Annotated in this window: 14 protein-coding genes; 11 read left to right on the forward strand and 3 right to left on the reverse strand. The window is 64.2% G+C overall.

What is annotated here, in order from left to right; translation table 11 throughout:
- Positions 1 to 138: 138 nt before the first annotated feature.
- The 3 genes from BM408_RS20860 to BM408_RS20870 all read left to right on the forward strand — a co-directional run bounded on the left by BM408_RS20860 (position 139) and on the right by BM408_RS20870 (position 2,817).
- The gene (locus BM408_RS20860; RefSeq protein ID WP_092132453.1) at positions 139 to 1,185 is read left to right on the forward strand and encodes an SDR family oxidoreductase; all 1,047 of its coding nucleotides are present in this window, start codon (positions 139 to 141) and stop codon (positions 1,183 to 1,185) included.
- A gap of 116 nt (positions 1,186 to 1,301) precedes the next feature.
- Positions 1,302 to 1,541, forward strand: a complete 240-nt coding sequence (locus BM408_RS20865; RefSeq protein ID WP_092132455.1) for an acyl carrier protein — start codon at positions 1,302 to 1,304, stop codon at positions 1,539 to 1,541.
- A gap of 28 nt (positions 1,542 to 1,569) precedes the next feature.
- Complete coding sequence (locus tag BM408_RS20870; protein ID WP_092132457.1) at positions 1,570 to 2,817, forward strand: beta-ketoacyl-[acyl-carrier-protein] synthase family protein; 1,248 nt, start codon at positions 1,570 to 1,572, stop codon at positions 2,815 to 2,817.
- 51 nt (positions 2,818 to 2,868) lie between these two features.
- Here BM408_RS20870 and rfaE2 read toward each other — a convergent pair whose 3' ends face one another.
- The 3 genes from rfaE2 to BM408_RS20885 are packed head-to-tail and all read right to left on the reverse strand — an operon-like array spanning position 2,869 to position 4,601.
- Positions 2,869 to 3,372: a D-glycero-beta-D-manno-heptose 1-phosphate adenylyltransferase gene (rfaE2, locus tag BM408_RS20875; RefSeq protein ID WP_092132458.1), complete on the reverse strand. Its 504-nt coding sequence runs from the start codon at positions 3,370 to 3,372 to the stop codon at positions 2,869 to 2,871.
- Between the two features lie 9 nt (positions 3,373 to 3,381).
- On the reverse strand, positions 3,382 to 3,732 hold the full coding sequence (locus BM408_RS20880) for a Rid family hydrolase (protein ID WP_092132460.1): 351 nt from the start codon (positions 3,730 to 3,732) through the stop codon (positions 3,382 to 3,384).
- Entirely contained in the window at positions 3,732 to 4,601 is an 870-nt protein-coding gene (locus BM408_RS20885) for a ferritin family protein (protein ID WP_092132461.1), read from the reverse strand. Before BM408_RS20885 ends, BM408_RS20880 begins: the two co-directional genes overlap by 1 nt.
- A gap of 330 nt (positions 4,602 to 4,931) precedes the next feature.
- On the opposite strand from BM408_RS20885, the gene BM408_RS20890 reads away from it, so the two are divergent.
- The 8 genes from BM408_RS20890 to BM408_RS20925 all read left to right on the forward strand — a co-directional run bounded on the left by BM408_RS20890 (position 4,932) and on the right by BM408_RS20925 (position 12,438).
- Positions 4,932 to 5,570 carry a glutathione peroxidase gene (locus tag BM408_RS20890; RefSeq protein ID WP_371327037.1) on the forward strand — a complete coding sequence of 213 codons (639 nt, stop codon included), beginning with the start codon at positions 4,932 to 4,934 and terminating at the stop codon, positions 5,568 to 5,570.
- Positions 5,571 to 5,829: 259 nt separating this feature from the next.
- Entirely contained in the window at positions 5,830 to 7,152 is a 1,323-nt protein-coding gene (locus BM408_RS20895) for an NAD(P)/FAD-dependent oxidoreductase (protein ID WP_371327038.1), read from the forward strand.
- The gene (locus tag BM408_RS20900) at positions 7,149 to 7,916 is read left to right on the forward strand and encodes a DUF1365 domain-containing protein (RefSeq protein WP_092132463.1); all 768 of its coding nucleotides are present in this window, start codon (positions 7,149 to 7,151) and stop codon (positions 7,914 to 7,916) included. The genes BM408_RS20895 and BM408_RS20900 overlap by 4 nt, the downstream gene beginning before the upstream one ends.
- Positions 7,913 to 9,151, forward strand: a complete 1,239-nt coding sequence (locus BM408_RS20905) for an SAM-dependent methyltransferase (protein WP_092132464.1) — start codon at positions 7,913 to 7,915, stop codon at positions 9,149 to 9,151. The genes BM408_RS20900 and BM408_RS20905 overlap by 4 nt, the downstream gene beginning before the upstream one ends.
- A gap of 32 nt (positions 9,152 to 9,183) precedes the next feature.
- The gene (locus BM408_RS20910) at positions 9,184 to 9,768 is read left to right on the forward strand and encodes a chalcone isomerase family protein (protein ID WP_254774901.1); all 585 of its coding nucleotides are present in this window, start codon (positions 9,184 to 9,186) and stop codon (positions 9,766 to 9,768) included.
- Positions 9,765 to 11,072 (forward strand): MFS transporter, encoded by a 1,308-nt coding sequence (locus BM408_RS20915; RefSeq protein WP_092132466.1) that lies wholly within the window; start codon positions 9,765 to 9,767, stop codon positions 11,070 to 11,072. The genes BM408_RS20910 and BM408_RS20915 overlap by 4 nt, the downstream gene beginning before the upstream one ends.
- Positions 11,069 to 11,626: a DUF3833 domain-containing protein gene (locus BM408_RS20920; RefSeq protein WP_092132467.1), complete on the forward strand. Its 558-nt coding sequence runs from the start codon at positions 11,069 to 11,071 to the stop codon at positions 11,624 to 11,626. Before BM408_RS20915 ends, BM408_RS20920 begins: the two co-directional genes overlap by 4 nt.
- A 41-nt stretch (positions 11,627 to 11,667) precedes the next feature.
- A complete protein-coding gene (locus BM408_RS20925; RefSeq protein WP_092132469.1) occupies positions 11,668 to 12,438 on the forward strand; it encodes an SDR family NAD(P)-dependent oxidoreductase in 771 nt (256 codons plus the stop codon).
- Positions 12,439 to 12,445: the final 7 nt, after the last annotated feature.

The following is a 12,445-nucleotide window of genomic DNA, read 5'->3' on the forward strand; positions in this document are numbered from 1 at the left end:
GGCGGCGCCAAAAAAAGCGCCGCAACGTGCGGTTTTACGGGAATTCGAAGGCATTTAGACGCCTGCGCCCACCGGGGTTTTGTTGGCCGGCCCCTCTGGCTGGCTTATACTCGTGGGTTCAGCTTTACATTTCTTCACATGTCAAAACGCGTACTGCTTTCGGGCGCAACTGGCCTGATTGGCGGCGAGTTGATGCTTCTTCTGGCCGCGCGCGGCGTCTACAGCACTGCTGTGGTGCGCGCCGCCGATTCGAACCAGGCCCGCACCCGCCTCCTGGAGCGCCTTCAAAAGAGCGTTTTGTGGAAACCCGAATTTGCCGACATGGTGTCGGCCGAGGCGGGCGACGTCATTGAACCCAATTTCGGCCTCAGCACGGCGGTCCTGCAATCGGCCGACGTGATCCTGCATTCGGCGGCCAGCACCTCGTTCAAGCCCGGCGCTGGGGTTTACCCTATCAATATCAAGGCGGCCGAGCACTTTTCGGTCATCCTCAAGAACCTCGCCCCCTCCCAGCGCGGCTTTTTTGTCGGCACGGCGGCGGTTACCACCGAGCCGCGCGGCGTGATCACCGAAGACATGCCCTTTGCCGGCTATGCCAACGACTACATCCGCTCCAAACGCGACGCCGAAACGCTGCTGCGCGCCGGCGGCAGCCCCTTTGTGAGCCTGCGCCCCGGCATCGTGCTGTCGCGCGGCATTGACGACGCCAAGCTGGCGCGCAACATGTTGTGGTCGATTCCAGTGATGGCCGAACTGGGCGATGTGCCCCTGGACCCGCTGGCCAGGCTCGACTTCGCGCCCGTGGACTTCATTGCCGGCGCCTTTGCCGAAATGCTGCTCAAGGACACGCTGGCGCACGACTGCTACCACGTGTCAACCGGCGAAGACTCCATGACGTTTAAAGCGCTGGCCGATGAGTTGACGGCCACGATGCCGGGCATCGGCAAGCTGGTGATGCGGGGGCGCGACTACGTGCCGACACCCAAATTTGCCCGCCAGCGATGGATGTTCGACGCACTGCAGCCTTACCTGCCTTTTTTGACAGCCGACGCGGTGTTCAGCAACGCCCGTTTGCGCGCCGAAATCGGTGCGGCAGCCGTTGCGCCCGCACCGGTCAGCTATCTGGGGGAGCTATTGGGAACGTTCAGCCTGTCGGACGCCGTCCGGCAGATGTACACCCCTTGAGGCACAAAAACAACGCCATCGCTTTTGTAGAATGACTTTGAGGCTCGAGCAATCGTCAGCTTGTCATGGCGATGGTGGGACAATGACGCTTTGTATACACATGTACTGGTTGGGTGATGAATTCTGATTTGATCAATCTTTTTGCCGAGACGTTTGGCATCAGCGAAGAAAAACTGCTGCCGGATGCCACGCTGGAGAGCCTCGGGCTGGACTCGCTGGCCGTCATCGAATTCCTGTTCCAGATCGAAGACCAGTTCGGCATCCAGATCCCTGACCAGGCCAACCCGCCTCGCACGCTTGCCGAAATGGTCCAGCTGATCGAGCCTTTGCTGCCAGCGGGCAAACCTGCCGCCTGAGCCCTGACGGGGCCCTTTCAGGATACCCATGCGTCGCGTTGCCATTACGGGTCTGGGCGTCATCTCCGCCGTCGGGACCGGCACCTCCGCATTCTTTCAAGCCCTGCTGTCGGCACAGTCCGGCATCCGGGCCGTAGACATCCCTTTTCCCACCGGCACCGAAAGCGTGCTCGCCGGTGCGATCGACTTTGATCCCGACCCTCACTTTCCGCGCGCGCGCCTGCTGACCATGGACCGCGTCAGCCAGTTCGCGCTGGTGGCGGGCCGCGAGGCCATGGCGCAAGCCGGGCTGGGGACAGAACCCGGCTCCTTGCCCAATGGCCTCACACCGGAACGTTTTGGCGTATCGCTCGGTACGGGTAGCGGCGGCGCCGGCTCCACCGAGGCGGCGTACACAGCCTTGCTTGAGCAAAAAGTGGCGCGCCTGCGCCCCATGACGGTCGTGCTGGCGATGAACAACGCGATTGCCGCCCATGTCTCCATGGAGTTCGGCCTCAAAGGGCCGAGCAGCACAGTCTCCAACGCCTGCGCTTCCTCGGCCACCTCCATCGGCGAAGCCTTCCGCCAGATTCGCCACGGTTATGCCGATGCCATGCTGGCAGGCGGCTCCGAGGCGCTGCTAAACCGCGGCACCATCAAAGCCTGGCAGGCCATGCATACGCTGGCCAGGCCCCACGCCGGCGGCGCCGAAACGTCATGCCGCCCGTTTTCCGTCGACCGGACCGGGCTGGTGCTGGCCGAAGGCGCGGCCATGCTGGTACTGGAAGAGTGGGAAAGCGCCAAACGGCGCGGCGCCAACATCCTGGCAGAGCTTTGCGGCTACGCCTCGACCACGGACGCCCACCACCTGACGCAGCCCGACGCCCAGGGCCAGGCGCGCGCCATGACGCTCGCGTTGGAAGACGCGAAACTGCAGGCATCCGACATCGGCTACCTCAATGCCCATGGCACGGCGACCGACGTGGGTGATGTGATTGAAACCAGCGCCATCAAGCTGGCCTTCCAGGACCTGGCCGCGCGCCTGCCCATCAGCTCCAGCAAAGGGGTGCACGGGCATGCAATGGGTGCGGCGGGCGCCATGGAATTCATCGCCAGCGTGCTGGCCCTGCGCGCCGGGCAATTGCCGCCCACGGCATTTCTTGAGAACCCGGACCCGCGCTGCGATCTCGACTACGTGCCGCTCACGCCCCGGTACGCCAAAGGCCTGCGCGCGGTGATGTCGAATTCCTTCGCCTTCGGCGGCTCCAATGCCGTGCTGATCGCCAAGTCGGCCTGACGCCTGCAGCCATCCCGGCACAAGGGATGTCAGCTGCGATACAACCCGGCTCTACGTCGACCGGATTTTCTTCACCAAGGCCGTTGTTGAATACCCGTCCACAAATGGAATCGCCTGCGCCTTGCCGCCGTAGGCTTTGACCACAGCGGTTTCGGCGAGCTTGTCCATGTCGTAATCACCGCCCTTGACCAGCAGGTCGGGCTGCAATTCAGAGATCAACTCAAGCGGTGTGTTCTCGTCAAACCAGGTGACCAGGCTCACCGACTCCAGCGCCGCCATCATGACGGCGCGGTCCTGCTCGTTATTGAGCGGCCGGTCTGGCCCCTTGCCCAGGCGGCGGGCCGATGCGTCGGTGTTCAGCGCCACCACCAGGCTGCCGCCCAGCGCACGGGCATGGGCCAGATAGGTAGCATGCCCCCTGTGCAAAACATCAAAGACGCCGTTGGTAAAAACAATGGGCCGGGGCAGCTCGGCCAGGCGCTGCGGCGCCTCCTCGCGGGACACGATTTTTTGCAGGAATTGGGGCGGCTGGGGAAGTAGGGGCTCGCTGGGCATCACGCCACTTTACCGGAAGGCCTGGGCCACGATCTCGACCAGCAGCCCGCCGTCGAGCTGCGCGCCCACCACCGCACGCTGCGGCCAGGCGGCGCTGTCATCGCCGACCCATTGCCGCCAGACGGCATCCAGCTGCTTTTTGTCTTGAAGGTCCGCCAGGAAAATCTGCACGCTCAGCAAGCCCGCGCGCGATGCGCCGGCATAGGCCAGATGCTCGTCGAGCATGAACAGCGTCTGCGCCAATTGCCCGGCGAAATCCAGCGAAGCATCGCTGGCGTTGGCTACCGCAAACACCTGCGCGCCGCGGGCCACCACCCGGCTGCGCCCGCCCGAGGCGCTCGGCCAGCGGACGTCCTGCATCAAGCCCCTGCGGCTGCGGGCTTGGTGGCGATGGACTCTGCAAGCTCCTTGCCGAGTTCCTTGCGGTAGCGGTTCAACTCCTGCACGGTCTTGAAGCTCTGGTTCATGAGCAGGCTCATGTTGTGCAAGATGCGCTCGACCACTTTGCCTTCCCAGACCGCATCAAATTTGATCTGGGTGTCGAGCCAGTGCTCCAGCCACTCGGGGTTGGGCAGGCGGCTCTGGATGGTGTCGCGCGGAAAGAGGCTTTTGTTCACATGCAGGTTGGTCGGGTGCAGGGCCTGCGCCGTGCGGCGCGCGCTGGCCATCAGCACGCCCACCTTGGTGAAAGCGGATTTGGCTTCATTGCCGAAGTTGTTGATGGCCCGCTTCATGTAGCGCAGGTAGGCGCCGCCGTGGCGCGCTTCGTCCTGGCTGAGCTGGGTGTAAATCTGCTTGATGACCGGCTCGGTATGCCATTCGCTGGCGCGGCGGTACCAGTGGTTCAGGCGAATCTCGCCGCAAAAATGCAGCATCAGGGTCTCCAGCGCGGGCGCCGGCTCAAATTCAAAGCGCACCTCGTGCAGTTCTTTTTCCGTGGGGGCCAGGTCCGGGCGGAAGCGCTTGAGGTACTCCATCAGCACCAGCGAGTGTTTTTGCTCTTCGAAGAACCAGATGGACATGAAGGCCGAGAAATCGCTGTCGTCCTTGTTGTCGCGCAGGAACATCTCGGTGGCCGGCAGCGCGGACCATTCGGTGATCGCGTTCATCTTGATGGTCTGGGCCTGCTCGTCCGTCAGCTTGGCCGGGTCAAAACTGGCCCATGGAATGTCCTTGTCCATGTCCCAGCGGACGGATTCAAGTTGTTTGAACAGTTCGGGGTAAAGCATATGAGCTCCTTCGCAATCGAATACGCAGATAAATCTGCCTTGGATGCCCTCCCGGCGCATCCTGGGTACTAGGGTGATTTTAGGCGGCTAATGTGACAACTTGCGACTTGTCAGCAATTTACCGGCAAATCAGGTGATTTCGACCCCCATTCCGGCGTGTTCGCCTACCCAGGCCGCTGTTTCAAGCCCCATGCTGCCCTCGAACCAGGCTGAATCCAGCCGCTGCCGGGCTGCGTATTCCCAGGGCGGCGCCTACCCCGCGCCGCGCCAGCTTGTGCCACGGCCCCAAGAACGACAAAATGAAATACGCCTTCCACCTAACTGTCCACGATGTCCGCGAGTCCCATCATGCCTGCCTGCACGCCCAAAAACCTCCTGCTGAGCACGCTGTGCTGCGGCGCCCTGCTGGCAGCCCACCCGGGCGCGATGGCCGCCCCGTCCGGGCCGGCCACGCCAGCCGCCACCCCGGCGCCTGCGGCCTGCCCCAGCCTGCTGCAACAGGACTTTTTGCGCCTGCAGGACGAAAAACCCCAGTCGCTCTGCCAATACAGCGGCAAAGTGGTGGTCGTGATCAATACCGCCAGCTTTTGCGGCTTCACGCACCAGTACAAGGGGCTGGAAGCGCTTCACGCCAAATACAAAGACCAGGGCCTGGTGGTGCTGGGCTTTCCCTCCAACGACTTTTCGCAGGAAACCGGCAGCAACAAGGAGATTGCCGATTTCTGCGAAAGCACCTTTGGGGTGAAATTCCCCATGTTCACCAAGACCAGCGTGACCGGCAAGGACGCCAATCCGCTCTTCAAACAGCTGACGGCCAAGACAGGCACCACGCCCCGCTGGAACTTCTACAAATACGTCATCGCGCGCGACGGTGTGAGCGTCACCAGCTTCAATTCCATGGCCGACCCGGCCAGCGGCGCCTTGCTCAAAGAGATCGAGAAACAGCTGGCCGCCAAGCCGCCCCGTTAACGACAAAGCCGTTAACAAAAATTTACCTGGGGGACCTTTTATTTCAGGGAACTACCCCGCAGTTGTGCTCTCATACTTCTGCAAGCGCAATCTGCTTACACAGGCTGCGCGGGCAAGAAAACAGTTTCATTGTTGCGAAGCCTTCTGAGCCGATCCGGTTCAGCTGCAATCCCGGGGCGCTCCTCCTCCTCCCTCCCTCCCTCGTTCGCGCCGGGGCGCTTCGCAGCATTTTTATATTCCAGCCGGCAGGGCCCCGCCAATGAGCGGCGCGCCCTTGCGTGTGGCGGTCATCGGCTCCGGCATCTCCGGGCTCGCCGCGGCCCACAGCCTGCACGGCCTGGCCCATGTCACCCTGTTTGAAGCGGGCAGCTATTTCGGCGGCCACACCCACACGGTAGATATCACCCTGCCCACCCCCAGCGGGCCGGTCACGCACGGCGTGGACACCGGCTTCCTGGTGTTCAACGAACGCACCTACCCGCAGCTGATCAAGCTCTTTGCCGGGCTAGGCGTGGAAACCGCACATTCGGACATGTCGTTCTCCGTCAAAGTGCCCGGCGCGGGCCACAACGGAACGAGCCTGGAATGGAGCGGCTCCAGCCTGAACAGCGTTTTTGCCCAGCGCGGCAACCTGGCCCGCTGGAAATTCCTGCGCATGCTGGCCGACATCGTGCGCTTTAACCGCATCACCACCCGGCTGGCTGAATCAGGCGCCGATGCCGCCATGGCGCAGCCGCTGGGCGATTTTCTGCAGGCCCAGAAATTCTCGGCCGAGTTCCGTGACTGGTATTTCCTGCCCATGATGGGCTGCATCTGGTCCTGCCCGACCGACCAGATGCTGCGCTTCCCGGTGGCCACCATGATCCGGTTTTGCCACAACCACGGCCTGCTCCAGATCACCGACCGGCCCCAGTGGTGGACCGTGCAGGGCGGCGCCCGGCACTACGTTGAAAAAATCATCGCCCGGATTGCCGACAAGCGGCTGAACACCCCCGTGCGCCGCATCGAACGCGACGCAACCGGCGTGCAAATCGTCACCGACAGCGGCACCGAGCGCTTTGACAAGGTCGTGCTGGCCGCCCATTCCGACGAATCGCTGGCCCTGCTGGGCGAGCCGAGCGATGCCGAACGCAGCGTACTGGGAGCCATTCGCTACCAGCCCAACCACGCCGTGCTGCACACCGATGCCTCGGTGCTGCCCAGCCAAAAGCTGGCCTGGGCCGCCTGGAACTACGAACGTGCCCCCCAAAACCCCCCAGGCCACGGCCAGGAATCCCCCCGCGTCTGCCTGCACTACCTGCTGAACATGCTTCAGCCCCTGCCGTATTCGCAGCCTGTGCTGGTGTCGCTGAATCCGGTGCGGGAGATAGTCCGTACCCACATCATGGGTGAATTCGACTACGCGCATCCGGTGTTTGACCTGGCGGCAATCCGCGCGCAGCGGGATGTGCCTGCCCTGCAGGGCCAGCGCCACACCTATTTCTGCGGCGCCTGGACGGGCTACGGCTTTCACGAAGACGGCCTGAAGTCGGGCCTGCAGGCCGCAAACCTGCTGCTGCAGGGCGCCGGGGAGGCTGTATGAATACGGATGCAACGCAGGCCATGATCGGCTTCGGCCAGGTTCGCCACACGCGGCTGCGCCCTGCGCGCAACGCTTTTGAATACCCGACCTGCTTTCTCATGCTGCCGATGCGCAGCCTGAAGCAGCACGGCAGCGGCGCGCTGGCGCACAACCGCCGGGCCGCCATCAGCTTTTTTGACGCGGACCACGGCGACGGCGGCAATGACGCCCTGGCCTGGCTGGACGCCATGCTGCTGCGCGAAGGCGTGGAAGACGCAACCGGCGAGGTCTGGCTGCACGCTTACCCGCGCGTGCTGGGGTATGCCTTCAAGCCGGTGAGCTTCTGGTACTGCCACCGGGCCGATGGCGCCCTGCGCGCCATCGTGGTCGAGGTCAACAACACCTTTGGCGAACGCCACTGCTACCTGCTCGATTCGCCGCAGTACGGACAGGAGCTCAAGGCTGACAAGGTGTTTCACGTCTCGCCGTTTTGCACCCTCGAAGGCGGCTACCGCTTTCGCTTTCTGCACATCGACAACGACGGCCTGAAAAAAACCATTGCCCGCATCGACTACGACGACGGGGCCGGCCCGCTGCTGGAGACCAGCGTGAGCGGCACGCTGGAGCCCGTCACCGCCGCCAGCCTGCGCAAGGCGCTGTGGGGCCATCCCGCGATGACGCTCGCTGTCATCGCGCGCATTCACTGGCAGGCCTTGAGGCTGTGGCTCAAGCGCGTGCCCTTTGTCCGCAAACCCAAACCCCCTGAAACCTTTGTGACGCGATGAACACACTCAATACTTCCTCCGCCGCGCAAACCTTCGCCATGCCTGGCGATGCGCCCAGTGCCGCCCGCACCGCCCTGAAGATGCTGCTGCGCCTGAAGCACGGCACGCTCACCGTGCGCCTGCCCGACGGCTCGCTACAGCGCTTTGGCTCGGGCAGCGCTCCCACGGCCAGCCTGCACCTGCACAACTGGAACCCCTGCAGCGCGGCCCTGCGCTCTGGCGACATCGGCTTTGCCGAAAGTTATATCGCCGGCGACTGGACCACGCCGCACCTCACCGAGCTGCTGCAGGTCTTTATCCTCAACCGCAAGGAAGTGGAAGACGCGATCTACGGCAGCTGGCTGGGCCGCCTGGCCTACCGCATCAAGCACCTGCTCAACCGCAATACCAAAACCAACAGCCAGAAAAACATCCACGCCCACTACGACCTGGGCAATGCGTTTTACGAGTTGTGGCTGGACGGCACGATGAACTATTCATCGGCCATTTTTGCCACCCCCGACACCACGATGAAAGACGCCCAGCACGCCAAGGTTCGCCGGGCACTCAGCATGGCGCGCGTCAAGCCCGGTGACCGCGTGCTGGAGATCGGCTGCGGCTGGGGCGCACTGGCCGAGATGGCGACGGCCGGGTTCAACGCATCCCTCGTGGGCGTCACCTTGAGCACCGAGCAGCTGGCCTGGGCCCGGCAGCGACTGGCGCGCCTGGGCACCGCGTCGCAAGCGGACCTGCGCCTGCAGGACTACCGAGACATCGGCAAAACCACGCCTGACGCACCTTTCGACGCCATCTGCTCCATCGAGATGGTGGAAGCCGTGGGCCGCGAATACTGGCCGGAATATTTCCGCACCGTTCACCGCCTGCTCAAGCCCGGCGGCCATGCCTGCATCCAGAGCATCGTGATGGCTGATGAATTGTGGGAGCGCTATATCGCCTCCACCGACTTCATCCAGCAGTACATCTTTCCGGGCGGCTGCCTGCCTTGCCCGCGAGAGTTTCGCGCGCAGGCCGAAGCGGCCGGTTTCGACGTGGTGGACGAGTTTGCTTTCGGCCAGGACTACGCGCGCACACTCAAGCTCTGGCGCGACGACTTCATGGCGCAGGAGTCTCGCGTTCTGCAGCTGGGTTTTGACAAAAGGTTTATACGCATATGGGAGTTCTACCTGTGCTACTGCGAGGCCGCTTTCGCGGAGGCCAACACCAGCGTGGTGCAGTTCACGCTGCGCAAGCGCTGAGGCGCCTGGCCCGCGCGGCCACGTCAGCCGGCTTGCTGCTGGCGCTCTGCACGGGTGCGGCGCTGGCGCAGTCGCCCGCGCCGGGTGGCAACACGCCTGCCGCAACTCCTAGCTCTAGCTCCACCGATGCGGATCCGGCCGACTACCGGCCCGAACTGAAAGAAGCGCTGCCCCAAGGCCGCCTCATGGGCAAAGGCCGCCTCACGGTGTGGGGCTTTCAGGTTTATGACGCACGCCTCTGGGCACCCGCAGGTTTTGGCGCCAGCAGCTATGCCAGCCAGCCGCTGGCGCTGGAGCTGGCCTACCTGCGCGCCTTTGACGCCGTCGACGTGGCTGACCGGTCCATGCAGGAAATGCGCCGCAGCGTGGCCATCAGCGACGCCCAGGCGGCCCTGTGGAAGGCCGAGATGCTGCGCGTGATCCCCGATGTGAAAAAAGGCGACCGCATCATGGGCGTGCACCGCCCCGGCGTGGGCGCGGCCTTCTGGGTGAACGGCAAGGCCAACGGCGAAATCCGCGACGCGGAATTTGCCAAACTGTTTTTCGGCATCTGGCTGTCGCCCAAAACCTCTGAACCGAAACTGCGCGACGTGCTGCTCACAGGAGCCGGCGGGTGACACAGCCCCGCACCTCCGCAAGCGCCGGCGCCTTCGGTGCGCGCAACGGCCTGGCGTATGGCTTGCTGGGCCTGCCGCTGGCCTTCGTGGCACTGCCGCTTTATGTCATCTTGCCCAACCACTACGCCCGTGAATTCGGCGTGCCGCTGGCCACGCTGGGCGCCATCTTGCTGGGCGCGCGCCTGTTTGATGCCTTCATCGACCCCTTGCTGGGCCGGCTGAGCGACCGGCTGTTTGCGCGCTCGGCCCGCGCAGTGCTGGCGCTGGGCGCGGGTGCGGCGCTGCTGCTGGCGCTTGGTTTTGCCTTGCTGTTTTTTCCACCGGTGACGGGGCCCGCGGCACTGGCTACGTGGGCGGCGGTGATGCTGGTGCTGACCTACGCGGCCTACAGCACGCTCAGCATTTCGCACCAGTCCTGGGGCGCCATGCTGGGCGGCAATGAGGCCGAACGCAGCCGCATCGTGGCCTGGCGAGAAGGACTGGGCCTGGCCGGCGTGGTGCTGGCTTCGGTCACGCCCGCCTTGCTGGGCTTGCCGGTGACCACTGCTGTCTTTTTTGCCGCGCTCGCTGCCGGCTGGTTGGCCTGGTCGCGCGCGGTGCGGCCGGTGGCGCGCGCGCATGCAGAGGCCGCCACGCCTTCAGCGATCTGGCTGCCCTTCAAGTCAGCCGCCTTTCGCCGCCTGCTGGCGGTGTTCATGCTCAACGGCATTGCCAGTGCCGTGCCCGCCACGCTGGTGCTGTTTTTCATCCAGGACCGCCTGCAGGCGCCGCGGCAGATGGAGCCGCTTTTTCTGGGCAGCTATTTCCTGGCCGCAGCGCTGTCCATGCCGCTGTGGCTGTCCATCGTCAAGCGCCTGGGCCTGGCGCGCACCTGGCTGGCAGGCATGCTGCTGGCGATTGCCGTGTTTGGCTGGGCCACGCAGCTGGGCGCGGGCCAGGTGGCCGCGTTCACCGTGGTGTGCGCGCTCTCTGGCCTGGCGCTGGGCACCGACCTGGCGCTGCCCGGCGCGCTGCTGGCCGGTGTGGTGCAGGCCAACGGGCAATCGGGCCAGTCTGAAGGCGCGTACTTCGGCTGGTGGAATTTTGCGACCAAGCTCAACCTCGCACTGGCAGCCGGGCTGGCCTTGCCGCTGCTGGGCCTGTTCGGCTACGCGCCCGGCGTGCGTGATGCGGGTGCGCTGGACGCGCTGGTGATCGCCTACTGCGTGCTGCCCTGCCTGCTCAAGCTTGCGGCGGCGGCGGGCCTGTACTTTTTTGTTCTCCCTATGTCCGTGCCACCCCTGCCTGAAAGGGCCTCGCCATGAACCGCATCTCACATAGTCTGGCCGCCATCGGCTCGGCCCTGCTGCTCTGCGCCGCGTTGGCGGCCTGCAGCAGCCCGCAGGTCAGCGACTACGCGGCCGAACAACCGGTGCTGGACCTTCGCCAATACTTCAACGGCACGGTCGATGCGTACGGCATATTCACCGACCGCTCGGGCAAGGTCATCAAACGCTTCACCGTGGTGATGACCTGCAGCTGGCAAGGCCCTGCGGACGCGGAAACCGGCGTGCTCGACGAAGCGTTCACCTATTCCGACGGCAGCAAGGAGCGCCGCGTCTGGACGCTTAAACGCAGCGAAGGCGGCCGTTACACAGGCACCGCAGCAGACGTCGCAGGTGAAGCGGTGGGTGAAGAAAAAGGCAACGCGTTTCGCTGGGGCTACACATTGAAGTTACCGGTCGACGGGAAAGTGCTTGAAGTGCAGTTCGATGACTGGATGTATTTGATGAACGACAAGGTCATGCTGAACAAGGCAAAGATGAGCAAGTTCGGTTTCGGGCTGGGTGAGGTGACGCTCTCGTTCGTCAAACGCTGACTGCCGGCCAGGCTCCCTCAAAAACCGCAAATGGACACACCATGCCCCTGAATCCCCCTATTTCCCAATGGCGCGACAAGACCATCTGGCTGGTTGGCGCATCCAGCGGCATTGGCCTGGCCACCGCCAAGGCTTTGCATGCACGAGGCGCGCGCGTGTTCGTGTCGGCACGCAATGCGGCGGCGCTGGACGCCTTCACAGCAGTACACCCCGGCGCCACCAGCCTGCCACTGGACGTGACGGATCATGCGGCGGTGACGGCGGCTGCACAGCAGGTGCAGGCCACCGGCCCGCTGGACCTGGTGCTGTATTGCGCAGGCTACTACCAGGCGCAGCGCGCCAGCGACTACAAGCTCGCAGAGATGCTGCGGCATGACGACATCAACTACCGCGGCGCCCTGCATGTGCTGGACGCCGTGTTGCCCGGCTTTCTGGCGCGCCAGGCCGGGCACATCAGCCTGATCAGCAGCGTAGCGGGCTACGGCGGCCTGCCCCAAAGCCTGGCCTATGGGCCGACCAAGGCGGCGTTGAACAACCTGGCCGAGACGCTCTACATGGACCTCAAAGACAGCCACATCGGCGTCAGCCTGATCTGCCCGGGCTTTGTGGAAACTCCGCTGACCGCCGGCAACCACTTCACCATGCCGGCGCTGATCACGCCGGCGCAGGCGGCTACGGCCATCTTGCAGGGCTGGGAGGCCGGGCGATTCGATATTCACTTTCCCAAACGCTTCACCCTCTGGATGAAAGCGCTGCGCCTGCTGCCTTACCCGGCCTACTTCGCGGCGGTGCGCAAGTTCACCGGGCTGTAAGCTCTGG

The sequence above is a fragment of the Polaromonas sp. YR568 genome (assembly GCF_900116715.1).
Taxonomy (GTDB): domain Bacteria; phylum Pseudomonadota; class Gammaproteobacteria; order Burkholderiales; family Burkholderiaceae_C; genus Polaromonas.

Coding starts and splice junctions, on each gene's coding strand:
- rfaE2 (WP_092132458.1), bottom strand. CDS start 3,372: ATGCCCAGCGAGCCCCTACTTCCCCAGCCGCCCCAATTCCTGCAAAAA.
- BM408_RS20870 (WP_092132457.1), top strand. CDS start 1,570: ATGCGTCGCGTTGCCATTACGGGTCTGGGCGTCATCTCCGCCGTCGGG.
- BM408_RS20890 (WP_371327037.1), top strand. CDS start 4,932: ATGTCCGCGAGTCCCATCATGCCTGCCTGCACGCCCAAAAACCTCCTG.
- BM408_RS20900 (WP_092132463.1), top strand. CDS start 7,149: ATGAATACGGATGCAACGCAGGCCATGATCGGCTTCGGCCAGGTTCGC.
- BM408_RS20925 (WP_092132469.1), top strand. CDS start 11,668: ATGCCCCTGAATCCCCCTATTTCCCAATGGCGCGACAAGACCATCTGG.
- BM408_RS20860 (WP_092132453.1), top strand. CDS start 139: ATGTCAAAACGCGTACTGCTTTCGGGCGCAACTGGCCTGATTGGCGGC.
- BM408_RS20895 (WP_371327038.1), top strand. CDS start 5,830: ATGAGCGGCGCGCCCTTGCGTGTGGCGGTCATCGGCTCCGGCATCTCC.
- BM408_RS20880 (WP_092132460.1), bottom strand. CDS start 3,732: ATGCAGGACGTCCGCTGGCCGAGCGCCTCGGGCGGGCGCAGCCGGGTG.
- BM408_RS20885 (WP_092132461.1), bottom strand. CDS start 4,601: ATGCTTTACCCCGAACTGTTCAAACAACTTGAATCCGTCCGCTGGGAC.
- BM408_RS20865 (WP_092132455.1), top strand. CDS start 1,302: ATGAATTCTGATTTGATCAATCTTTTTGCCGAGACGTTTGGCATCAGC.
- BM408_RS20920 (WP_092132467.1), top strand. CDS start 11,069: ATGAACCGCATCTCACATAGTCTGGCCGCCATCGGCTCGGCCCTGCTG.
- BM408_RS20905 (WP_092132464.1), top strand. CDS start 7,913: ATGAACACACTCAATACTTCCTCCGCCGCGCAAACCTTCGCCATGCCT.